Below are 23,985 nucleotides of genomic sequence, written 5' to 3'. Positions count from 1 at the left end.
CCGCTCGCACCTATATCACCTCACGAATCTTGTCGACAGCTATGGTTTTGAGAATCTTGCCACGGTCCCGCTCACCTCTCGCAATCGCCTCAGCGAAGTGCAGAGCCTGCTTGACATTGATGTTGCCGGGCAAAGGTGGTTCGTTCGGATCTACGACCGCCTGAATTATCGCTGGCCCATCATGCTCCAAAGCCTTGCTCAGCACGTCTCTTGCGTCTTTCGGATCTTCAATCGTGTAACCTGCGGCGCCACAAGCTTCTGCCAACTTGGCGAAATCAATCGGTTGCAGCTCGACTCCGAATTCTGGATTGCTGTCGAGGACCATCTGCTCCCACTTGATTTGCCCGAGAACGTTGTTCTTGATAACGACGACTTTCACGGGGAGCTTGTATTTCACAAGTGTCGCAATCTCGCCCATCAACATCGTCAGGCCACCGTCACCGACAACGCAGACCACTTGTCTTCCGGGATATGCAATAGCGGCTCCGATGCTGTAAGGCAGACCATTGGCCATCGTTGCGAGACTGCCTGACAGCGAAAACTGCATGTTGCCGCGCATTTCGAGATAGCGTGCGCTCCACGTCGCAATGGTTCCGCTATCTGACGAGATGATCGCGTCATCCCGCAGCAACTCGTTTAAGTGATACGTAACGACCTGCGGCTTCATCGGCTTGTCCATGCGCGTGCCGCGTTCTTTCATCAGCTCGTTCCAACTCCTCATGCGGCTTTGAGCTGTCTCAAGAAAGCTGCGATCCTCCTTGCGCGTCAGCAATGGGAGGAGTTCACCGAGCACGATCTTGCAGTCGCCTACCAGGCCGACGTCAACAGGATGACGCAGGCCAATTCTTGTGCTGTCAATGTCGATCTGTACGCACTTCGCCTTTCCAGGCTTCGGATAGAACTCCATATACGGGAATGACGTTCCGGCCAGTATTACCGTGTCGCACTCTTCCATTGCATCTTGCGATGGCGCGGTACCCAGCAATCCGAGGCCACCGGTCGTGTACGGACTCCGGTCCGGAATCACCGCTTTTCCGAGCAGCGCTTTGATAACTGGTCCTGCAACGCTGTCAGAGAGTTGCTCCACCTCCTGACCGGCGCCGAGGCAGCCACGGCCGACGAGGATGGCAACTTTCTTTCCTGCGTTGATCACTTCAGCTGCGCGTTCGAGCAGCTGCTTCGGAGGGTGCGGTACTGAGGGCGTGAATACGTCTCCGCTGTGGTGTCGAATGTTTGCCTCTGAGCGGTGCAAGTCTGAAGCTCGCCACTCCTGGATGTCCTTGGGAATCGTAATATGTGAAACGGTTCTCCGGCCCAGCGCAGATCGAACGGCTTCATCCACAACACTGTGAACGTGGGACGGCCCCATCACGCGCTGGTTGTAAGCGGCGACATCCATGTAGAGCTTGTCGAGATCCACATCCTGTTGGTAGCTGGTTCCAATCAGATCGTGAAATGTGTGTCCGGTAATCGCGAGTACCGGCTGACCATCGCATTTGGCGTCGTACAGCCCGTTCAGAAGATGAACTCCGCCTGGTCCGGAGGTCGCGATACAGACTCCCAGTCTCCCTGTGTACTTCGCGTATCCGCACGCAGCAAACGCGGCAGCTTCTTCATGTCGCACCTGGATGAATCTAAGCTTCTCCCGATGCATTCGCAGAGCTTCAAACATTCCATCTACGCCATCCCCCGGAAGACCGAAGATGGTATCAACGCCCCAGTCAATGAGGCGCTCAATCACGAGATCCGCTACCGTTGACATCCCATGCGCTCCTAGACAAGCTAGAGAATTCTGAAAATTGACTTTCGACAAAGCGCGGCTTGCTCAGCAGGGGAACGCAGAGCACGTTGCGCCATCGCAGAAGAGCTATCGACTTTCGGATACTTGGTCGGATGCGCAGGATAGTGCCGAGTTTGTCTTAAGTGTGCGGGTGTCTTTGTTGCGAGACCCCGGAGCTTCTTTCAGGGAGCACATGGAAGAGATGTTTAAGCATTGGACCTTCCGACTCGCGTCAGGAATAGAACCTGCTTCCACTGTGATCATGGCTTGGCCGCACTAGAAGGAATTGATGCCCATAAGAAGCCCGCAAAGCGCTAGCTAAGGGCGATGATCCAATAGCACAACGCAAAGCGGAAAAGGCTGCCGCCAATATCCAGATCGAAGCTGAAAGGGCAAGCAATGCTCACTCATTCAAGATCACAGCTGTCAACTGGCATGCATGGTGGGCACCTGGCGTGGATAGCGAGACGGCAGGTTATATCCTTTGACGCTTGAAGGCTGATGTGATCCCCGTGTTTGGGCAAAGGCCCATGGGCGATTATCAAACCTGCGGATACCCGCAACCTGATCCTGGGGTCACGCCCTGCCCAATACGACGTACAACGATGCGGCATTGCACTGCATTACCGACAGCCACCGCTTCGTCCCGGCGATCGCATCCACGATCGGAGGATTGAGCTATCGCCGAATGGGAGGCTGACGGGACTGCGACCGCAGCTCGCCGACGGTCCTTCCAATACGATTTTCTTGTTCGAAGATCCCTCGATAGGGTGCGTGTTGCCGGCTTTTGCGAAGCTGGCACTGAAGTTGCCCTCAGAACACCGATCTGTGATAAAGGCTCTCGGTGCCATAGGAAAGCGAGCGAGTTCGACAGGCCTCACTCTGCCCAGCTACTGCGCCGCATTCGATTCGAAGGCGCAGCCATCGAGTTTCAGGCCGAAGTCGCTCTATGACGCCGTGTGCTTTTGCGGTCGTGCGGCCGAAGGAGACGTAGCAAGGGGTTATCAAGTCCTCCAGGCTGCGGTTCTGGAATGATGAGACGAGCCGGTCGGCAGTACACCACGCGGTTCGGCAAGACCATGTGGTTCAATCGGGCCATGCTTGACTCCTATCTGAAGGACGGCAATAAAGTGCTGGCTTTCGGTGATTGATGAACGTCTTCGTTGCGGGGGAAGTTCTGACCGAGGGCATGTGGTCGGAAATGGTCGGAAACCTTGGGTCCCTTTTGGAAATTGGTGAGCTAAACGACAAAGCGGCGGAGTATGTAGCTTACGATCACGTTCTGGATGAAGAGATCGGAGACAACGAAGCTTCCCGGACTCGAAATGTCTTTGACGGGTAGATGGCGTCCGTGTTTCTCTCGGGAAGATTCATAGCGTAAAGGGCGAAACACATGACGCCACCCTGGTATGCGAAACGAAATACAGTTCCTGGTACGACATGAAGAGATGGCTGAGTTTTTATGCAATCCCGAGGCAGCGCGCCCGATGGCGGATTACACGCATCCGAAGAGCAGGGCGACAAACCGGGCCGCCTTCATGAAGCGCTTGTTCGTCGCCATGAGTCGTCCTCGGTACCTGCTTTGCCTGGCAATAAAGAAGAGTCATTTGTCTGAAGTACAGCGAAGCCAATTGACAGACGTGGCGGGCTGGGCGATCGAAGATTTGACGGTGACCAATGGAAACCTGGATGCTTTGGCTACCCCGAGGGTACTGCGGGCTGGAACATCCTAGCGAGCCAAATCGGCAATGCACTCTTTGACCTGTTGATCGAACGAGTGTGCGCGCGCAGGGATCCACTTTGACGAAAAGTCGGCTTTGCTTATACCTGGCCATCGCCGGTGGCGTGCTTAGCCCCTAACTCAGTTCTTACCGATCGATCCCACTTGCTGCTTTCGCCAGCAGTGCGAGTCACTCATCGAGCTTGCTTATGCCGGATCAGAGCAGGATCAGCATAACCGCCTGTTCCGCCAGCAACTCTTGCCCCAGAACACTTAGAACTGAACGGCGGCGGTGAGAAGGGCTCCCTGCCGACATTCTGCTGAAACTCGCCAAGGATTTGAACATCGACAGACAGGTGGTCGCGTCTGTGCTTGGAATCCCCACTCGCACACTTAGTCGCCGCCTGAGTTCCCGCGCGCGGCTATCCGCCGCGGAATCAGATCGAAGTGTTCGCTTGGCGCGGATCATTGCGCAAGCCACGGATGCCTTCGTTGATCTCTCAACCGCCGCAAATTGGTTGCAAACGCCCAATCGGGTGCTCAAAGGGCAGCGACCGATTGACCTACTCGATACCGACGCCGGAGTGCAACAGGTCGAGACCGTTCTCGGCCGCATCGGCTACTGTGTTTATAGCTGATGCGCGTATGGAGAATCTGTAAGGCCAAGTACGCAGCGGCGGCTTTCGCCGGCGAGGGCGCATTCCTTTTCGCCAGTCGATGGAATCCGAGTGGAGCCAGGATGGTTTATACCTCCACCTCTCTGGCGCTCGCGGCAGTCGAGACATTTGTCCACTTCGATCCCGCCTTCGCTCCTCGCGATCTCGTGTCAATACAGGCAACGCTTCCTGACGGCATTTCATTGGAAAAGTTGGATGTGACGCGCCTGCCTAAGACTTGGAAAACTCTCAATCGGGAGGACCTGCGACACATAGGTGAGGCTTGGATTTCATCGAATTGCTGTGTGGCGCTGGAAGTTCCATCTGCAGCAATCCCAGGCGAATGGAGTGTCCTCCTTAATCCCGCTCATCCAGAGTTCTCGAAGATAGCAATCGCTTCTCCACAGCCGTTTGTGTTCGATCCGCGTATGTTCAAGTAAAAAATAGGTGGGAGCGCGAGTTTGTTGTTGCTCTGCTTCGGCTCAAGGGAAGAGTAGCCGACCAACCGCCCAGATCCATGTCAACGAGTGCTTTGCCCTGTTGTCGACAAGCGAGAAATCCATCCAGGCGCTACACAAGCCGACTTCACAGTCGCGAAATTGTCTGAAAAAATGATCCTCAGGTAGAGGCATGGTTCTCAGCGGCTGCAGAGCGCGTTTTATGTGTGTTGGCTGATCTCACTCGCCATTTTGATACGACTTCCAACCCTGTGCGGAGCACAGATGCCTGCTGCACAGCCGACGACCGCGGCTACCGGAGCACAGGACAAAGCATTTGAAACGATCCTTCGGTCGTTTTTCGACAACCCCTGCCACGTGGGTCTTTCTGTCGCGATCATCCGGCAACAGCAGACATGGTTCTATAACTTTGGATCGACCTCGAGGGAGATCCAGGCGAAGCCAACAGCCGACAGTGTGTATGAGATTGCTTCGGTCACGAAGACGTTCACAGGCGCACTGGTGGCTAAGGCGGTATTCGAGCATCGCATGCAGCTCGATGCTGACTTCAGGCGATACTTGCCAGGGAGCTATCCAAACCTGGCGTGGCAAGGCCATCCGATTACACTGAGGAGCCTCGCGACACATACTTCGGGTCTTCCGCGCGACTTACCCGATACCGACGATCTTTTTGCCAATCGCGATCCAGAGACCTTGCCCTTTAAGCTGATTGCGCGAGATTCCGATTATGATCACGCGCGCTATTTACGGGAGTTACATGGGGTGAGGCTGCTGACCAAGCCCGGATCCAAGGAAGTCTACTCAAACCTCGGCTTCAAGGTGATCGGTTGGGGCCTTGAGCAGGTGTACAGGTCGTCCTTTGAGCGACTTACGCAGGAACGAATACTTCAACCATTGTCGATGAGATGTACTGGATTTGTGCTGCGTCCGGACGAGCAAACGCGATTGGTGCGCGGGTACAGTCCGGCGGGGAATGTTATGCCTTACCATCTTCGCAATGCTGGAGCGGCATATGGACTCTACTCAACTCCCCGGGATATGGCCAAGTACTTAAAATGGCAACTCGACGAATCAGATCCCGTGATCAGGCTCGCGCACGAAGCCGTCACCGGCAACGGGCACGACGGCCAGGGTCTTGTTTGGAATCTGGGGATTGCGGAAAACTCGCGTATCTTATGGCACGGTGGCGGCACGTTTGGAATGACCAGCCAGGTTGTTCTCTTTCCTGACGACCACGAGGGGTACGTTCTTCTTGCGAATGATGCGTGCAGTGGAACGGAAGGCGCCCTGAAGGAACTGGCCATCGAGCTTCATCACGCGAGCAGGCCGCCGAATTTAAAAAGGAAAGCTTCACCAACAAAAAGTTCCGCGCTGCCACAGTGAGTTCAATTTAATTGCCCAAGGCGCGAGAAGCGTTTCGGGTAGAGAGCCTTGCTTTGCAAAGCGTTTCTGCATTCATGACGACCGGAGCCGTCCCGCTGATCCGGGCACGCGATAGGTCGCTCGATAACCGGGCTGACCAAGCGAACACTCGCGAGGCGTATTATGGGCGCGGCCCATGTCTTGGGGACTCGTACTGCCCACGAATTGTGACACCCCGGTCTCTTTTTCTAAACGCAAATTGCGATCTCCACGATAACTTCTCGAAAACCGCGTTGTCGCCAGCAACTCGCGAGTTATCGCCTGCTCTTCCCTAATTCCGCCGATCTCCAATTTGCCCGTCATCCGGGCATAAATTAGGTTAGGGACGATTTAGATATTCTGTTCCCCAGACCTGCTTTGATTCCGGAAGCGAGATACTTATCCATAACGCCCGCTACAGTTGATTACCGAATTTGCGCGAAGGAGTTAGTCGGATGGGCGATGAAGAGTCGCGACCGGGTGAACTCGATCGAGTTCGAGGTTCAGTTCGAGGACGTTGACTCTGCGTTCACCCAGGAAACCAAATTGGCGTTGTTCTGTGTGCTGCTGGACGAGAGCACGGACCTCGGCTTCTGTCATGCGCCGCTCGTGCGCAACACGAGGGAGTTGGAATCCGGCACTCGCCGGGCTGATGTCAGGATCCAGTCCGGATGCCGAAGTTGTGACCATGTCCACCGGCATCGGTTGTCCAGGATTCTCAGCTTGGGCGGTTGCAACGTCCTGTTTCACGCGATCGATCAACTTTTGGTTCGTCGGCCCTAGGTTCGTCCCGCCCGAGCTTGCAGCGTCATAACCATTGCTACCCGCGGCCGACGCGCGCGGATGAAAGTATTCGGGCGCGGTGAAAGGTTGCGCGATGATTCGCGAGCCGATAACCTTCCCATCTCGCAACAGCAACTGGCCGTTGGCCTTGTCGTGGAAGAACGTTTGTGCCAGCACCGTGACGACGAGTGGATAAGCTAGTCCAAGAATCACCGTTGTCACAAGCGTCATTAGGACTGCGGTGATGAGAGTCCTCTTCATATACGTCTCCACTATGCGAGGCCGATGCTGGTGATAAACATATCGATCAACTTGATCCCGATGAATGGAACGATGATTCCGCCAAAACCGTAGATCATCAGGTTGCGCCGAAGGACCGCAGCAGCACCCATGGGACGATACTTGATGCCACGCAGGGCCAGCGGGATCAGCAAGATGATGATCAATGCATTGAAGATCACGGCGGAAAGAATTGCTGATTCCGGAGTCCTCAGGCGCATAATGTTCAACGAATTCAGCACTGGGAAGGTCGACGCGAACATTGCCGGGATGATGGCGAAGTACTTGGCAACGTCGTTCGCGATTGAGAATGTAGTTAGCGAGCCGCGCGTCATCAGAAGCTGCTTGCCGATTTCGACGACTTCAATCAGCTTGGTGGGGTTGGAGTCCAGGTCCACCATGTTGCCCGCCTCTTTTGCGGCCTGAGTGCCGGTGTTCATCGCGACGCCTACGTCAGCCTGCGCGAGCGCAGGAGCGTCGTTCGTGCCGTCGCCAGTCATTGCCACGAGTTTCCCCTCCGATTGCTCCTTGCGAATCAAGTCCATTTTGTCCTTGGGAGTAGCTTGAGCGAGGAAATCATCTACTCCCGCTTCACGGGCAATTGACGCAGCAGTCAGGGGATTATCGCCCGTGATCATAACGGTCTTGATGCCCATCGCTCGAAGTTGCGCAAATCGCTCCCTAATGCCGCCTTTCACGATGTCCTTCAGTTCGATAACGCCGAGCGCACCGCGGTTCTTTTCCGCGACAAGTAACGGTGTTCCACCACGACGAGCTATTTGCTCTACTTGCGTGCGCACCTCGTCTGGAACTGCCCAGCCGCTTTCCTGTAGGTATCGCTCGATTGCGTCAGCAGCTCCCTTGCGGATTTGGAAGCCGTTCACGCTTACGCCTGACATGCGAGTCTGAGCGGTAAAGGGCACGAACTGAATCTCGTGCTCGCTGAAATGGCGGCCCCGAAGGCCGTACTTCTCCTTCGCCAATATCACGATCGAGCGTCCCTCAGGCGTTTCATCCGGGAGAGAGGAAAGTTGAGCTGCACTGGCCAGTTCTTCACTCGTGACGCCCGGCGCAGGAGAAAAGTTGACGGCCTGCCGGTTACCAAGAGTAATGGTGCCGGTCTTGTCCAACAGAAGCGTGTTCACGTCACCCGCGGCTTCGACTGCACGGCCAGACATTGCTAGCACATTGTGCTGAATAAGGCGGTCCATGCCTGCAATTCCAATAGCCGAGAGAAGACCGCCAATGGTTGTCGGAATTAGGCAGACCAAGAGTGACACGAGCACGAACACTGTTTGTGGCGAGCCTGAATAGATTGCGAATGGCTGCAGCGTAACTACTGCTAGCAGGAAGATGATGGTCAGGCCAGCCAGAAGAATGTTGAGCGCAATCTCGTTCGGCGTTTTCTGACGCTCGGCTCCCTCAACAAGAGCAATCATGCGATCCAGAAATGTTTCGCCAGGATTTGAGCTGACCTTTACCTTTATTTTATCCGACAGCACGCGCGTACCGCCCGTCACGGCTGAGCGATCGCCACCTGACTCACGGATCACTGGTGCCGACTCGCCAGTGATGGCCGACTCGTCTACCGATGCGACGCCCTCAATCACCTCCCCATCACCGGGGATGAACTCTCCCGAGGTGACAATCACAACGTCTCCTGCTCGCAGCTTTGAGCCGGGAACCGTCTCTGTCCGCCCGTCTGGGAGCAGGCGATTGGCCAATGTTTCGGCACGAGCCTTCCGCAACGAATCCGCCTGCGCTTTGCCGCGGCCCTCTGCCATTGCTTCTGCGAAGTTTGCGAACAGCACGGTGAACCACAGCCAAAGCGTGATCTGGAGATTGAACTTGAAGCCTGTTCCGCCCTTGAGCAGCAGGACTGTCGTGATTACACTGGCAACCTCGACAACGCACATGACGGGATTGCCCATCATGTGCCGCGGGTTCAGCTTAAGCAAGGAGTCATAAAGAGCGCGCCGAACTATCTTCCAATCCCAAACGGCTTTGGAACGTGCCTTCGGCCGAGAAGGTTCAGGCACCGGTTCGACCGTGGGAAGTAGGCGTTCCTTCACATTCGTTATCATGCGCTATACCTCAGAACATCTTTCCTGCTGCCATCTGCAAATGCTCAAGCACTGGTCCCAAACTCATCGCGGGAAAGAACGTCAGCGCACCGACGATGACGATCGTGCCCAGCAGCAGCGTACTAAACAACGGAGTCGTTACGGGGAAGGTACCAAGCGAAGGCGGCACAGCTTTCTTGCTCGCCAAGTTGCCCGCAATCGCGAGCATAGGAACAATCATGAGGAAGCGGCCAATCAACATCGTGAACGCGCCGGAGATGTTGTACCAGGGCGTGTTCGTTGTAAGTCCCGCGAAGGCAGAACCATTATTTGCAGCTTGCGATGTGAATGAGTACAGAACCTCACTCAATCCGTGTGGACCGGCATTAAGAATGCTGGAAGTACCGAACCCACTGATGGTCGAAATCGCGGCGAATGTGAGAATGGTCAGCGGAAACACAAGTGTCACCAACATTGCCATTTTTACGTCATAAGCTTCTATCTTCTTGCCCAGATACTCCGGGGTGCGGCCAACCATCAGGCCTGCAATGAAGACGGCGAGAATTACGTAAACCAGGATCCCATACATCCCCGCGCCAACTCCGCCGAAGATGACCTCGCTCAGCATCATGTTGACGAGCGGAACCATGCCACCGATTGGAGTAAAGGAGTCATGCCAGCCATTGATAGCGCCGCAACTCGCGTCGGTAGTTACTGTTGCCCACAACGCGGTGTTGGCGATGCCGAAGCGCACTTCCTTGCCTTCCATGTTGCCGCCGGACTGCAAGGCGGTGGCATGCTGGTTAACTGCCGCTGGAAACAACGCATTTCCCTGGGCCTCCGCTCTGTACGCGACAATCACGCCAGCGAAGAAGAGCGCTGACATCGTGGCCCACACCGCCCACCCATGGCGTTGTGATCCGGTCATGCGGCCAAGCGTGTAAGTCAAGCCCGATCCGAGCGCGAAAATACAGACGAGTTCGAACAAATTGCTGAGCGGTGTCGGATTCTCGTAAGGATGGGCGCTGTTTGCGTTGAAGAATCCACCGCCATTGGTACCGAGTTCCTTGATGATCTCTTGCGACGCCACAGGACCTTGCGCGATCGTTTGTGTCGTAATCGTGTCAATGATCTGCTTACCGTCAGGTCCGAGCACCGGCCTACCATCGGCTTCCACCTTGGGAACGTGCATCGGCTCTATCAGGTTCACTGTGTCGTAAGGCTTCAGATTCTGAGGAACTCCCTGCCACACCAGAACCAAGGCACCAAGAATGCACATTGGGAGCAGTATCCAAAGTGTGCAGCGCACTGTATCAACCCAGAAGTTTCCGATGGTATCTTTCTCGCGCCGCGCGATGCCACGAATGAATGCAATCGCCAGCACAATGCCCACAGCCGCGGACATGAAATTGTGGTAAGCAAGGCCGGCCATCTGCGTCAGATAGCTCATCGTCGTTTCGCCGCTGTAGTTCTGCCAATTAGTGTTGGTCGTGAACGAAGCGGCAGTGTTGAATGCCAGCGCTGGTGGAGTGACGGCACCAAATTTCTGTGGGTTGAGCGGCAAGTACCCCTGCAGGCGCTCGAGTCCGTACAGTAGAAGCATGGATACACCGCTGAAGATGAGCATGGAGGCGGCATATTCCTTCCAGGCCATTTCGCGGTGCTCATCCACTGCGGTGAGCCTGTAAATCAGATGCTCAATCGGCCGCAGCACCGGATCCATAAACGTTCGTTCGCGATTGAATACTCGGGACATGAAGACGCCGAGCGGCTTTGTTATCGCGAGTACGATCAGAAAAAAGAACGCAATTTGAAGCCAGCCATTCGCGGTCATGTCAGAATTTCTCCGGTCGCAGCATTGCGTAGGTCAGATAGACCAACAGCAGAACGCTGATCACAAACACAGTCATGGATTCCACAGTCATTGAGTTCCTCACTTCACACGATCACAGAAATGCACATACGCGAGAGCGACGAGAAAGAACGCGATGGTAGTTGCGACAAACACAAGGTCATTCATAAATACTCCACACACATTCCCGTCCCGATAGTTCATGGGACATGCCCTTCCCTAAATCCAGCTCCGCCTCGCCTGTTTCATCTCCGACTCATAATCAAGCGGGGACTCTACCCAGCGCTGTCCGCTCGCGGCAGTCTCGGCACCCGCACAATCATGCTTCCGGGTACTCAGCCGTGTGATCGCGCAACGTTCTTTTGCCTTTTCTCCGCAAAGCGCGACAAAGAAGCGGCAGAAGAACGCAACCGCAATCACGGATATGGCGCTCATCACCAGTACTGTTGTCATACGTACCTCCAGAGCCCAGCGCTAGGAACTCGCTCTCCGGCCCGTCACTCCTATTCGATAACAGGGTCGATAAAGCCAAACTAAAAGGTCGCTAAAGAGTTCCTAAAGGTGCGGCGGGTCCGTGACAAAGGGCAACGGCGCAAGCATTACGGGAGGATCAACGACATGCTTTGAGTGAAGCGAGGAAAGAGCAAACCGGCAAATGCAGAAACCTTCAGGGAAGGATCACTCACCGGGGTTGAAGCGATATCCAACCCAAGGTTCGGTAATGATGTATTGCGTGGGATCGGTGACCCGTTCCAGCTTCTTGCGTAGGTGGCCTACGAACACATGCAAGTATTGAGGCTGCTCCATGCTGGTATCGCCCCATACGGCCGCAAGCAACTTTCTATGCGTAACAACTTTTCCTGGATGACGAGCTAAGTAAAGCAGCAGATCGAATTCCTTCGGTGTGAGACGGACAGCCTGACCGCGTACTAGAACACTGTGGCTTTCCGGATCGATCCGAAAATCTCCTATCTCAATACATTCGTTCCCTGATTTCGACTGCTGGGGAGCCCTGCGAAGTTGTGCCCGCACACGCGCCAGCAGCTCATTCGAGTGGAAAGGCTTCGTGACGTAATCGTCCGCGCCGGCGTCTAGCGCCTCGATCTTATCCTTCTCCTGTTCGCGGACTGAGAGCACGATGATCGGAATCTCCGATATCGCCCGAACGCGCCGGCAAAGCTCGGCGCCGCTCATTTGAGGCATCAGCAGGTCTGTGATGACCATATCAGGATGCCATTCCTGCATCATCTCAAGCGCCTGAACACCGTCGGGTGCACAGCGGATCGCGTATCCTTGCGCTGACAGAGAGGCGCTGAGCAGACGACGAATCTGTGCGTCATCGTCAACCACTAGAATTTGTCGTACATCTTCTGTACTCGGCATCGGTTCGTTCCAAGAATTCTAGCGAGTGTTTCCTAAATAAGCTCTAAATACCTGAAGAGTCAGTTCATTTCGCTTCCTGCTTCACGATATGAACATCAATCGTAGGCGCATCCCGAAGAAATCTGTGGATTGCCGACATATACAAATATCTGCGCCAACCGGTAGTGGCCGAATGGCCAAACACCATTTGAGTGATGTGCTTGTCGCGAACAAATTCAACCATGACTTCGGCAACACCTTTGCCCTTCAGCATCACGACGTTTGCTTTCAGGTTCTCTGCGAATTGAATGTTCTGCGATAGTGACCTGCGATTCTCAGCATTGTCATCAACGCCAGTATCGACGTAAACGACGTAGAACTCCCCACCGATCGCATTTGCCATTCGCGAAGCTCGAGCAATCAAATACTGGGCGGCTGGATTGGAACTGATCGCTACGGCAATTCGCTCCTGAACCGGAGCAGCCTGCTCAATGTTCTGTTCCCGTAAGAACGACTCAAGACTCCGATCTACGACATTGGCTACCTGACGTAAAGCCAGCTCTCGCAGAGCGATGAGATTGCCTGTTCGGAAAAAGTTCCCTAGCGCGCGTTCCGCGCGTTCGACGGGGTAAATGTCTCCACGTTCCATGCGGTGCTTAAGTGCCTCGGGCGTGAGGTCGGCCATCACGATCTCATTGACCCGTTGCATGATCCAGTCCGGCACCGTCTCTCGCACCTGCACTCCCGTTAGCTTGAGAATCGTGGGCGTTACGCTTTCAATGTGCTGAACGTTCATTGTTGAGAGCACATCAATTCCGGACGCCAGAATGTCCATGACATCCTCATAGCGCTTCCGGTGCTTGCTGCCTTCCACATTAGTGTGTGCAAGTTCATCGACCAAAACAACACTTGGCCGGTGCCCAATAATCGCCTCGACATCCATCTCCTCAAAGACGGCTCCCTTATAGTCCAGAGTGCGGCGTGGAATCGCCTCCAGTTGCTTCGCAAGCTCAGCAACTGCTGTGCGGCCATGCGTCTCAATCACACCGATCATGACGTCCTCTCCGCGACTGTGGCGGCGAATAGCCTCGCTCAGCATGCTGTAAGTCTTTCCCACTCCGGGTGCATACCCCAGGAAGAGCTTGAACACGGCTTCACCGTGCGGGCGGGGCGTTGTTTCTTCCAGCCACTGGTCAGGCGTCTTCGTCATGCGCCTATTGTGTATCAGACGGGAGATTACTTGTCTAATCGGCTACAATCTTGTGCCGTGAAAAGCATTCGCCTATTTGTTTTCCGCTTTGTGGCGTGCGCAGCTATTGTGGCTGCGATAACGGCGGTCTATGCCAAGATGCTGAACGTTACGGCGGCTACGGTATCGACGACGTTCCTCTTGTCCGTGCTAGTGATTTCCGCACTCTGGGGGTTGATGTATGCAGTGTTTACCTCCATCATCTCTACCCTCGCTTTCAACTACTTCTTTTTCCCACCGGTCGGAACTTTTACTATTGCCGATCCACAAAACTGGATCGCACTATTCGCGTTCCTAACAACCGCACTCATCGCTAGTCACCTCTCAGAACGCGCGCGCTCCGCGGTCCTGGTCGCAGATAGGCGGCGTCGTGAGCTTGAGCAACTCTATTCCTTCAGCCAACAATTGCTCTCCACAGAGAATATTCTTGAGCTACTGAATGCCATCCCGCGCCATATAGTAGAGAATTTCGACATCACCGGCGCCGCTATGTTCGTATCCCGTAGCGAGAAGGTCTATTACTCTGATCTGTCCGTTCAAAACGTGGCTGGATCTGATGAGTTGAAGGACGTCTTAAGCAAGGGCTCCCCCATAGCTGCCCCGGAACGCGAACTGCATTTTGTATTGTTGCGAGTGGGGGTGCGCCCCCTCGGCGTACTCGCGGTCGTTGGGCAGAATTTCTCACGCGAAACTCTGGATAACATGTCTAACCTGATCGCAATCGCGATCGAGCATGTGAGGGCAGCAGAAAGCCTCAATAAAAGCGAAGCTGCCAGGGAAAATGAGCGGCTTCGCACCGCGCTTCTGGACTCAGTGACGCACGAATTTCGGACTCCACTCACGGGCATCAAGGGCTCAGTGACGACGCTACTTACAAACCCTGAGCTCGATTCGGAGCAGCAGCATGAGCTTTTGACCATCATTGAAGAAGGCAGTGATCGCATTGATCGACTGGTCGGCGAAGCCACTGAAATGGCGCAACTCGATGCAGGGAAGGTAGCACTTCACATTGCTCCGCACGACATTGGTGAAGCCGTAGACGTTGCGCTAGAGCGCTGCAGCCAAGTGCTCGAAGGCCGTCCAATAAACGTGAAGCTAGCGCCAAATCTTCCTATCGTGAATATGGACGTGGTGCGCATTGCTGAAGTACTGCAGCATTTTGTCACGAACGCCGCGAAGTACTCTCCCCCGCACACCGCCATTCACATTATGTGCGAAGTCGACGACGGCCAGATCACAACCAGCGTGGCGGATCACGGTCCCGGAATTGATAGCTTTGAACAGCCACTCATCTTTGAAAAGTTCTATCGCGGCCAGAAGGAGCGGTCTATCGTGCCGGGTACCGGTATGGGCCTGCCGATCTCAAAAGCAATTGTTGAGGCGCACGGAGGCAGCATTGGCGTGACCAGTCAGTTAGGACAAGGCTCAGTGTTTTACTTCTCGCTGCCGTTATCTTGAACCGCTAATCGTAGACACCATCATTGTCGCTTTAGCTTGGCGGCCCATCGAACAGTGCAAGTCGCTCATTCAGCGCGTTACAAACGTCTACTTGGTCCGACCGGTACCGATAAACGCCCTAGGAGCCACGAACTCGCAGGGCCTCCCAATGGTGTTCGGATGGTCGGCAACCCGGAAGCAATCCGCACCGCGAATCTCAATAATAAGAGGTAAATCGCTTCCGTCTCACAGTCCTTTGCAGATCCCGTAATGCTAGGCCGGAAAGTGGAAGTGCACGTCCTGCAGCGAGGCCACGGCTATACCATCTACCTTGGCGGGAGTATAGCGCCAGCCCCGCAGCGTCGCGACCACAATATCGTCCAGGCCAAAACCAACCGCTTGGAGCAACTTGGTTTTGACCACAGAACCCTGCTCATCAATTGTCACTTCGACGATGACGTCGCCATTGATCCAGTTGGGCAGCTTGCCGCGGGCGATGGGCGGGTCAGGCGCAACTACGGGCAACGCAATGCGGACGTCATGCTGTTCGGCGAATCCCCAGTCGAGCCCGCCCAGCACATAACCTGGCATTCCGGGTTTCAGATTCTGGTCGGTTGAAGCCGCGAGTTCTACCCGTTGAGGCGCCGCTTTACGGGGAGCGGGCCGTGGCATCAGGCTAGCATGCTTGCGCTCCTCCTCCGGTTTTCGCTCAGCCTTAGCCACCAGGGCAACGCTGGGTCCTGGCATATAGACCACGCTCATGCTGCCTCGCCCGCCCGCACCTTTCAACGCCTGCGACGACCGGAGCAGCTTTGGCTCAGGACGATAAAGCAGCATACCGAAAATTGCCAAGTGCAAGCACAGAGAGATTGCGAACGTTAGCCTCGTCTGTGACGAGCCTGCGGGTTGGAGTGGAGTCAGCATTCTGTTTAAGACGCTCCGTACCAACAAAGGTTACAGCATATTCGCGCGAACCATTCTGAGATGCAAGGCTAACTGTCGCGAAATCGGCTACACGTTTTGCGAGCCAGACTTCTTGGCACGGTCTATTTTGTGCATGCCAGCGGCGTGGAGGCCGCTCATATGCGCAAAAGGAACCAACGGCCACCCTGCCACAACATCGTTTTGAAGCTTCCAGATCTGGATCAGGCTAAATCTGCGGTACTCAATAGCCTTAGCGTCCTCATTCGAGGAGAAACTACAAGTTTGCGATCGAGCAATTCATCACCTGGTATTTTGACCCGACAAATTCCGGCAGCTAGCTCAGGACTGAGCAAGCCAGAGGACCGTCACCAGTAGATGTAGTGAACTCTGTCCGAACTCACGCAAATAACATAGTTCAAGGCAATCATGATCATGCTGTCGGATTTGATGTCGACCCTCGCTGCACTCCCCGCTACAAAGAGATGGCTGACAGCACAATGCAGTTTTCAATCCGAGCCTTGGATGAAAACGCCAAATCGTACTTGCGCTCTCTTCCGTTATCGTTGGAGTTTGAGCGAGCAGGAAAGCGCTTCTATCTGTGTCATGCCATTCCATCCAACGGGTATTGCCCAGAAAGCTCTGAGCTGTGGTCAAAGGAACTGGAGAGTGTCGATGCGGACTTCTTGCTCATTGGACACACGCACACACCCTTCATTCGCAAGGTTGGAAAGAAAACAATCTTGAACCCAGGAAGTCTCAGCCAGCCGAAGACCGGCAAATCTAACGCCTGCTATGCGGTGTTTGAAGATGGCCGATTCGAACTGAAGCAATACTCGTATCCGGTCGAGCACACAGTAATGCAAATCGAGGCGCTCTCTTTTCCTGTCGAAGTGAAGAGAGATCTCGCAAACATTTTACGCAATGGATCTGTGTAGGTGAAAACTCCGTAATGAACCGAAAGTGAGACGCTATGACGAGCATAAAGAACGTACAGGCCCTTGAGATTTTGGACTCCCGGGGAAATCCTACTGTGCAAGTGACACTGACTCTGCCACCAGGCTCCCAGGCCTCGGGAAAGGGACTCCCGCCCGATGCTAATCCATCTGACGAACAATAGACGAGACGGCACAGGGCTTTCACAAACCAGGCGACGCGAGAATCGCCTTGGATAAACTTGGGTCAAAATCAATGTTAATATGCACGCCTACGGCGCGGGATTAAAACGATACCCGATCCACGGCTCGGTAACGATGTATTGAGGATTTCGCGCGTCGCGCTCGATTTTCTTGCGAAGCAGTCCGACAAACACTCTCAGATACTCAGATTGTTCCGAACTGCTCGCGCCCCAGACGGCGCTCAGCAACGTGCGATGGGTGAGTACCTTGCTGTGATTGCCGATGAAGTAGACGAGCAGGTCGTATTCCTTCGGTGTCAAGCGCAGCTCCTCGCCTCGCAGAAAAATTCTGTGCTGGGCGAGGTCGATGCGGAAATCTCCAACCTCAAGCACCGGCGCGTTTGACGCGGGAACCGCGCGACGAGATAGCGCACGCAAGCGCGCCATCAGTTCGTCGATTCCGAACGGCTTCGTCACATAGTCGTCTGCGCCGGCATCGAGCGCCATCACCTTGGTCGCTTCCTCACCCTTCACCGAGATAATGATCAGCGGAATCGAAGAGGTCTTGCGGATCTCGCGGCACAATTGCACGCCATCCATATCGGGCATGCGCAAATCGGTGATCACAATCTGAACGCTGGACGTGCGCAGAATTTCAAGTGCAGTCATGGCTTCAGCGGCGGTCACCACTTCGAACCCATGACTTTCCAGTGCACGTCGCAACACACGCAGGATCTGCGGTTCGTCGTCCACTACCAGCACCCGCGTTGGCTTCTCGGTAATCATGGTTCGCTTTGTTGTGATGGTACCGTGAACTTGAACACGCTGCCGCCTGCGGGCGCTGGCTCCATCCATATGCGCCCGCCATGTGCTTCCACGATCCCTTTGGCGATCGCTAATCCCATTCCAAAGCCTCTTGACCGCACTTTCGAACCGCGGAAGAACTTCTCGAACACCCGTTCGCGTAGATTCTGAGAGATTCCCGGGCCACGGTCTTCGACCGAGAGCTGAGTGGTTCCGTCGCCTGCGACCTCGGCCGCAATCCTTATCGCTGACTCAGGTGGCGAGTACTTTGCCGCATTATCGAGTAACTGAACCAGCACTGCCGCAATCGACGCCGCGTCAACCCTCAGCGCGGGCACATTCTGAGGCAGAGCGATTTCAACTCGACGGTTTTGCAGCAACAGGCTGCAGCGATCGAGTGCAGCGTTCACTACGTCCAGCGTCGGCACCGAGGCGCGATGCAATGAGAGTTGACCTCCCTCGATCTGCGCCAGTTCCATCATCTCTTCCACGAAGTGGTTGAGGCGGTCCGCTTCTTCGTCAATCACCTGCAGTAGTTCGCGCTTCCCCTCGTCGTTCAGCGTGCTGCCACCGAGTAGCGTGGTGGCCGATGCTTTGATGGCCGTAAGCGGAGTGCGCAGGTCGTGTGTGACGGCTTCCAGTAGCGCGCTCTTGAGCTTTTCGCTATTACGCAATGCCTCTGCCTGGCTCGCTTCCTTGAAAGCTCTCTGCAACTCGTCGTAGAGCCGCTCGATTTCCACGCGCCGTGCTTCTGCCTGCTCCGCCGTGCGTTTTTCTCGCGACGAAAGTTGCCCGACCATGATCGCGGTGATGACAAAAACTGTGAACGCAACCCAGTTCGACGAGCCGTGGATGACCCACGTGTAGATAGGAGGGATAAAGAAGTAGTTCAGAGCGAGTGTGGCCAGTACAGCAATTACCAATGCGGGTCCGCTGCCGGAGACAAGCGCAGTACCCATCACAACCAGCACGTACACCAGCGCAACTGTGGTCAGGCTGGCATGCGATCGAAGTGCAACCAGCAGTGCGCTCGTCAGCGCTAGTCCAAGGCTCGACACCACGTATGACAGTAGCAACCGCCATTGATTTTCAATGCTGGCCATGCGCTCACCATCATACGTCGTGTTGTAAGAATCACAAGCGCGTTGTGCGACTTACACCCTACGCGGCGTGTTCCGTCCGGCACAAGAAGTAACGGACCTCCTCGATTTGTGACCTCTTTATGACTTCTTTACAACTTCTTTCCTTGTCCTTTACGCCACCTCAGCAGGCTTCGCACAACATAGATGCATGGCTTCCAGAAGTACCGCCGTCTCCCGACCCGTCGTGCCCGTGTTTGTGGCTACCACGGTGATGCTCTCCTTCATTTCCTTCTGGCGCGCGGCTGCTATCGTGCTTTCCGACCTCGCCTCCTCCGCATACTACGTCGGCGGCGACACGGAAAAGGTTATTGGCAAGAGTGCGCCCTGGTTCGTTCTTGCCGTCATGCTGTTCAGCTATGCGGTTCGCGCCGTCTACATCGAGTCCAGCGCGATGTTTGTGCGCGGCGGCGTTTACCGTGTGGTGAAGGAGGCGATGGGCGGCACGCTGGCCAAGCTTTCGGTCTCGGCGCTGCTGTTCGACTACGTGCTAACCGGGCCGATCAGTGCGGTTTCAGCCGGACTCTACCTTTCAGGATTTGTCGAAGACCTCAGCACACACCTGAAGCACCCAATTCATCTGCCCGGAAACACGTTCGCCGCCGCTTTTGCCGTCTTGGTCACACTCTACTTCTGGTGGAAGAACACTCAGGGCATGCACGAGTCCAGCAGCAAGGCCCTGTGGATCATGGGGATCACGACCGTGATGGTCGTTATACTCATTGGCTGGTGCTGCATCACACTCGCCCACGTTGGTGTCCACCTGCCTCCGACGCCAAAGCCCGCCAACATGCATCTCGACCATGAGTTCTTTGGCTGGCTGCACGGCACCTGGCTTTCGCAGCTCACGTTCGTCATCGTATTACTTGGCTTCGGACACTCCGTGCTCGCCATGAGCGGCGAGGAATCGCTGGCGCAAGTGAACCGCGAAATCGAAAGTCCCAAGCTCAAAAACCTTGAGCGCGCGGGCATGGTCATCTTCATCTACAGCTTGCTTTTCACTGCACTCATCTCGTTCTTCGCGGTGATGATCATCCCCGATCAGGTTCGGCCGGAGTACTTCGGGAACCTGATAAGCGGGCTGGCCATGTACATGGTTGGACCGTACTCGCTGCGATTGTTCTTCCAGGGATTCGTGGTGTTGGTTGGCGTGATGATCCTCTCCGGTGCCGTGAATACGGCCATTGTGGGCAGCAACGGCGTGCTCAACCGTATTAGCGAGGACGGTGTGATGCCAAACTGGTTCCGCGCCCCGCACCGTCGCTACGGCACCAGCTACCGCATCATCAACCTGATCGCCGCGTTGCAGATCGTCACCATCGTCCTAAGCCGTGGAAATGTTTTCGTCCTTGCTGGGCTGTATGCATTCGGAGTCATCTGGAGCTTTTCGCTGAACGGACTCGCTGTGCTCGTGCTGCGCTACACTCACCCGGAGAAGCGAGAGTGGCGCGTTCCGGGAAACATCATGGTCGGCGACAGGGAAGTTCCCGTCGGGCTCGGAATCATCACAGCCATCCTGTTCCTCACGGCGTTGGCGAACCTCTTCTCTAAGCCCGCCGCTACCGCCGCAGGTATTGTCTTCAGCGCGGTGTTCTTTGCTGTCTTCACCGTCTCGGAGCGCCTGACACAGCAACACAAAGTGAGGATGGGAGAAACAGGCGAGCAGGTCGAACAATTTCGCGTATACAGCAGCGACGGACTCAGCGCCCAAGCTCTGCAGGTGCGCCCCGGAAACATTCTCGTGGGTATTCGTGACCCGCGCAACCTGCACTATCTTCGGAAGGTGCTGCGAACAACCAACACCTCTCGGCAGGACGTCGTGGTGATGACCGCGCGGCTCTACCATCGCGAACACTCGTTCAGCGGAACCACAACCATGGAAACTGACGAGATATTCCATCGCTATGAGCAGGAACTGTTCAGCGCAGTGGTGAAAGTCGCAGAGAAGGAAGGAAAGACAGTATCCCTGATGGTCGCCGCCGGAACAAATGTCTTCGACACCATCATGCTTACAGCGCAGGCGCTGGAGTCCTCGAGCATTGTGTGCGGCCTCTCGGGGCGCCTTACCTCTGATGAACAGGGGAAGCTGACCGGCGACGCCTGGGAGCGCCTGCCGGAACCAAGACCTTCCGTGTCGATGGAAATCGTAATGCCCGATGGAGAGTCGAACACGTATTACCTTGGCGCGCACATGCCAAACCTGCGCCCACAAGACGTCGACCTTCTGCATCGCTTGTGGCTGCAGGTGACGGAAGACCCGCAGTATGCGGCGGTGCACCACTACCATGTGGTGGCACTCGCACTGCGCGATCTGGAGCAGAAGTTGCAATCATCTGAGCGGGAGAAGGCAATCAACTCACTGCTCGATGATGGACCGGAGGGTTGAACCCAATAGCAACTCATCCGTGTGCTGAAATGTGCCATTCTGTGATCGTGCTATCCACGACACCCTAGGTTCGAGCACACGCGAGAAGACCGGGCTTCCCTTGAAAACTCTCTCGAGCTTGACAGTTTCAATTTGGGAATGCGACCGAGTCACACAGATTTTGATAAGCCTCCAACCAGCACTATCTCGTTTGATAAGCATGACTTGAGGCATTCCCGTTTTGGTCATGAGATTGGCTGCCTCAGTTCTGAAGGCAGTGCTTGGGATTTCAACTCTGATTCCGTTACCCGAAAAGTAACTTGCCTGACCAAATCCACAATACATACCATCAACACCGTTTTCTTTTTCAATTCATAGTCCTCACGGCTATGGGAACAGGCGAACGCTCTCTATGCGTTGTTCCACTCTTCTGCCTTCGCGGCATCTATCGCGATTTGCATTATCGTTATCGTTCTTGTTTCTGAACGCTGCACCAATTGTCGCGCAGGACGCATCTGCTCTCAGTTTGGAGGAATTGCTGAACGTAAAAGTGTTCAGTGCTGCCAAATACGAACAAAACGCGGCAGAGGCACCCAGCTCGATTTCCGTCATTACATCGGAGCAGATTCGTCACTTCGGCTATCGCACTTTGCGAGAAGCTCTGGAAACCGTGCCAGGGTTTTATGTTCGGAATCACGGCAGCTACTCCACCGTCGGTGTTCGCGGATTTGCTCCTTCCGGTGACTCGAATGGGCGAATTCTGGTCTTGATCAATGGCCACACGATCAACAACAACGTTGACGACTCCGTGCCACTCGAAAGCGATTTCCCTATCGATCTGGACATTGTGGATAGGATCGAAGTAGTGCGCGGACCTAGTTCGTCGTTGTACGGCGCAAACGCATTCTTTGCCGTCGTGAACGTGCTTACGCGTACGGGAAATAAACCCGGGACGGAGATTTCTGGCGAGGCCGGGAGTCTAGGAACATACAAGACGACTGCCAGCTACGCACTGAACGCGTCGCACACACAAGCTCTGTTCTCGGCCACGTACTGGGATACAAATGCCCCTGGACGCCTAGGTGCGATTCAAGACCCAATCGGCTCGTCATCAGACCGCGACCAGTCGCGAAGCGCCTTTGCCATGATTTCCAGTCACAACTTCACTTTGCAGGCAGCCGGGTCAGCTTATCAGTCGAAGTCCTCGCCGTCGGCTCAGTGGTGCGGAAGTTGCCATCAGACTGATACCCACAACACAAATTTTCGCGGATACGTTGATCTGCAATACGAACGTCCGGTCTGGAAGGGGACACAACTAATCGCACGCAGTTACTACGACAGCTATGTGTCGCATCAGAAAATCGACGACCTTCGCGGTTGCTCGGATGCGCTTTGCCATGGCGACCTATTCAACTATGACACTGCGCACGGTGATAGGGTCGGCGCGGAACTGAGGCTTACAAGGCGGTTCCTCGACAAGCACCGAGTCACGATTGGGACTGAATACCGCGATAACTTCCGCCAGGCCCAGACGAACTACATCGTCTACCACGTGCCCGACGCGACAGAAGCCACTACCCGAAATTATGTGGACTACAACCGCACCTCCGCCCTGTGGGGTATCTATGGGGAAGCCGAATTGCGGCTGCATCCGAAACTGCTCTTGAACGCCGGAGTTCGCACCGACAGATATAACTACTTCGTTGGCAATTCCACGAGTCCGCGCGCGGCACTCATCTACACTCCGCAGAAATCGACGACGTTAAAGTTCCTTTACGGAACCGCATTCCGCGCACCCAGCTTCTCTGAGCTCTACTATGCCGGAATGGCGAGCGTCGCGTCTCCAAATTTACGGCCTGAGAAGATCCGCACACTGGAAGCCGTTCTGTCGCAGCAATTCGGACCACGCCTGACGCTCAACGTTGCTGCGTTCAACAACCACATCGGAAGCTACATTGAAGAGCAGACATCGGCAGTAAACGGAATTGATCACACGAGCTTTTTGAATTCCAAGGCTACGGCCAAGGGCGCAGAGATCGAAGTGATCGGCAAGTTAGCATCCGGTGCAGAGGGACACCTCAGCTACACATATCAGGATGCACGCAACACGCTGCCCGGCAGCAGCATCTTGCCCGATTCTCCAAAGCACGTGGCGAAGCTAGACGTTTCTTGTCCCGTGTTCCATCGCCGAGTGACCCCCGCGCTTCAAGCCGAATACATAACCAGAAGCTACGCTCTGTGGCCGGCCACAGCAGGTTCGGCGCCCCCGGTAGTACTGAATGCCAACATCTCGACTCGCGAGTTCAAAGGCTTCTCCCTGTCAGGCGGCGCATATAACCTGGTCGGCAGATCATTGAGCAATCCGGCGATTGGTTATTTCGAGCAGACGCATAATGTGCCGTCCGGTTCGTTGTTGCCTGACGACCGGCGGACATTCCGCCTGAAACTCGTCTGGACATCGGGCGAGCGCGGCAAAAAAGACAAGCAGAACACCCAGCCAGAAGAAATGCACTAATCCGGTGATACTTATGCAACTCGGTACCCAGTGGTATGGACAAATAAAGAAAAGAATAGGCAGCTCGCATCGCGCTTGCGAGCT

At 55.1% G+C, this 23,985-nt stretch carries 19 protein-coding genes and 1 pseudogene; 9 read left to right on the top strand and 11 right to left on the bottom strand.

The features are described from left to right. Window positions 1-10: 10 nt before the first annotated feature. On the bottom strand, window positions 11-1,762 hold the full coding sequence (locus AC6IZD_RS03825; protein WP_497786357.1) for a thiamine pyrophosphate-dependent enzyme: 1,752 nt from the start codon (window positions 1,760-1,762) through the stop codon (window positions 11-13). 1,168 nt (window positions 1,763-2,930) lie between these two features. On the opposite strand from AC6IZD_RS03825, the gene AC6IZD_RS03820 reads away from it, so the two are divergent. From AC6IZD_RS03820 to AC6IZD_RS03800, 5 genes and pseudogenes are all read left to right on the top strand, one after another. Next, entirely contained in the window at window positions 2,931-3,122 is a 192-nt protein-coding gene (locus AC6IZD_RS03820; protein ID WP_497786356.1) for a hypothetical protein, read from the top strand. A 106-nt stretch (window positions 3,123-3,228) separates the two neighbouring features. Continuing rightward, window positions 3,229-3,513: a hypothetical protein gene (locus tag AC6IZD_RS03815; RefSeq protein ID WP_497786355.1), complete on the top strand. Its 285-nt coding sequence runs from the start codon at window positions 3,229-3,231 to the stop codon at window positions 3,511-3,513. Between the two features lie 295 nt (window positions 3,514-3,808). Next, a pseudogene (locus AC6IZD_RS03810) lies at window positions 3,809-4,138 on the top strand (Xre family toxin-antitoxin system antitoxin); the annotation flags it as partial. Further along, window positions 4,138-4,596, top strand: a complete 459-nt coding sequence (locus tag AC6IZD_RS03805) for an RES family NAD+ phosphorylase (RefSeq protein ID WP_497786354.1) — start codon at window positions 4,138-4,140, stop codon at window positions 4,594-4,596. The pseudogene AC6IZD_RS03810 and the gene AC6IZD_RS03805, both read left to right, overlap by 1 nt. Window positions 4,597-4,878: 282 nt before the next feature. Further along, window positions 4,879-5,997, top strand: coding sequence for a serine hydrolase domain-containing protein (locus AC6IZD_RS03800; RefSeq protein ID WP_497786353.1), 1,119 nt, complete (start codon window positions 4,879-4,881; stop codon window positions 5,995-5,997). A gap of 465 nt (window positions 5,998-6,462) precedes the next feature. On the opposite strand, the gene kdpC is transcribed toward AC6IZD_RS03800, so the two are convergent. The 7 genes from kdpC to AC6IZD_RS03765 form a co-directional block, all read right to left on the bottom strand. After that, window positions 6,463-7,059 carry a potassium-transporting ATPase subunit KdpC gene (kdpC, locus tag AC6IZD_RS03795; protein WP_497786352.1) on the bottom strand — a complete coding sequence of 199 codons (597 nt, stop codon included), beginning with the start codon at window positions 7,057-7,059 and terminating at the stop codon, window positions 6,463-6,465. An 11-nt stretch (window positions 7,060-7,070) separates the two neighbouring features. Next, entirely contained in the window at window positions 7,071-9,161 is a 2,091-nt protein-coding gene (kdpB, locus tag AC6IZD_RS03790) for a potassium-transporting ATPase subunit KdpB (RefSeq protein ID WP_497786351.1), read from the bottom strand. A 10-nt stretch (window positions 9,162-9,171) separates the two neighbouring features. Beyond that, complete coding sequence (gene kdpA / locus AC6IZD_RS03785; protein ID WP_497786350.1) at window positions 9,172-10,974, bottom strand: potassium-transporting ATPase subunit KdpA; 1,803 nt, start codon at window positions 10,972-10,974, stop codon at window positions 9,172-9,174. 1 nt (window position 10,975) lies between these two features. After that, entirely contained in the window at window positions 10,976-11,065 is a 90-nt protein-coding gene (gene kdpF / locus AC6IZD_RS03780) for a K(+)-transporting ATPase subunit F (RefSeq protein WP_497786349.1), read from the bottom strand. 146 nt (window positions 11,066-11,211) lie between these two features. After that, complete coding sequence (locus tag AC6IZD_RS03775) at window positions 11,212-11,445, bottom strand: hypothetical protein (protein WP_497786348.1); 234 nt, start codon at window positions 11,443-11,445, stop codon at window positions 11,212-11,214. Window positions 11,446-11,670: 225 nt separating this feature from the next. Beyond that, window positions 11,671-12,375 carry a response regulator transcription factor gene (locus AC6IZD_RS03770; RefSeq protein WP_497786347.1) on the bottom strand — a complete coding sequence of 235 codons (705 nt, stop codon included), beginning with the start codon at window positions 12,373-12,375 and terminating at the stop codon, window positions 11,671-11,673. 64 nt (window positions 12,376-12,439) lie between these two features. Then, window positions 12,440-13,564, bottom strand: coding sequence for a universal stress protein (locus AC6IZD_RS03765; protein ID WP_497786346.1), 1,125 nt, complete (start codon window positions 13,562-13,564; stop codon window positions 12,440-12,442). Between the two features lie 30 nt (window positions 13,565-13,594). Here AC6IZD_RS03765 and AC6IZD_RS03760 point away from each other — a divergent pair, with 30 nt between their 5' ends. Next, entirely contained in the window at window positions 13,595-15,061 is a 1,467-nt protein-coding gene (locus AC6IZD_RS03760; RefSeq protein ID WP_497786345.1) for a sensor histidine kinase, read from the top strand. A gap of 252 nt (window positions 15,062-15,313) precedes the next feature. On the opposite strand, the gene AC6IZD_RS03755 is transcribed toward AC6IZD_RS03760, so the two are convergent. Continuing rightward, window positions 15,314-15,964, bottom strand: coding sequence for an energy transducer TonB (locus AC6IZD_RS03755; protein WP_497786344.1), 651 nt, complete (start codon window positions 15,962-15,964; stop codon window positions 15,314-15,316). A 380-nt stretch (window positions 15,965-16,344) separates the two neighbouring features. Here AC6IZD_RS03755 and AC6IZD_RS03750 point away from each other — a divergent pair, with 380 nt between their 5' ends. Continuing rightward, window positions 16,345-16,899 (top strand): metallophosphoesterase family protein, encoded by a 555-nt coding sequence (locus AC6IZD_RS03750; protein ID WP_497786343.1) that lies wholly within the window; start codon window positions 16,345-16,347, stop codon window positions 16,897-16,899. 269 nt (window positions 16,900-17,168) lie between these two features. On the opposite strand, the gene AC6IZD_RS03745 is transcribed toward AC6IZD_RS03750, so the two are convergent. Next, window positions 17,169-17,864, bottom strand: a complete 696-nt coding sequence (locus AC6IZD_RS03745; protein WP_497786342.1) for a response regulator transcription factor — start codon at window positions 17,862-17,864, stop codon at window positions 17,169-17,171. Continuing rightward, complete coding sequence (locus AC6IZD_RS03740; RefSeq protein WP_497786341.1) at window positions 17,861-18,985, bottom strand: sensor histidine kinase; 1,125 nt, start codon at window positions 18,983-18,985, stop codon at window positions 17,861-17,863. The genes AC6IZD_RS03745 and AC6IZD_RS03740 overlap by 4 nt, the downstream gene beginning before the upstream one ends. A gap of 187 nt (window positions 18,986-19,172) precedes the next feature. Between AC6IZD_RS03740 and AC6IZD_RS03735 the strand changes: the two genes are divergently transcribed. Together AC6IZD_RS03735 and AC6IZD_RS03730 are read left to right on the top strand one after the other, a co-directional pair. Further along, window positions 19,173-21,407, top strand: a complete 2,235-nt coding sequence (locus tag AC6IZD_RS03735) for an APC family permease (RefSeq protein WP_497786340.1) — start codon at window positions 19,173-19,175, stop codon at window positions 21,405-21,407. Between the two features lie 514 nt (window positions 21,408-21,921). Further along, window positions 21,922-23,901: a TonB-dependent receptor plug domain-containing protein gene (locus AC6IZD_RS03730; RefSeq protein ID WP_497786339.1), complete on the top strand. Its 1,980-nt coding sequence runs from the start codon at window positions 21,922-21,924 to the stop codon at window positions 23,899-23,901. The last annotated feature ends 84 nt before the right edge of the window (window positions 23,902-23,985 follow it).

It is taken from the genome of Koromonas humicola (assembly GCF_059726255.1).
The sequence above is the reverse complement of the archived record's forward strand: the minus strand, read 5'-3'. Positions and strand labels throughout refer to the sequence as shown.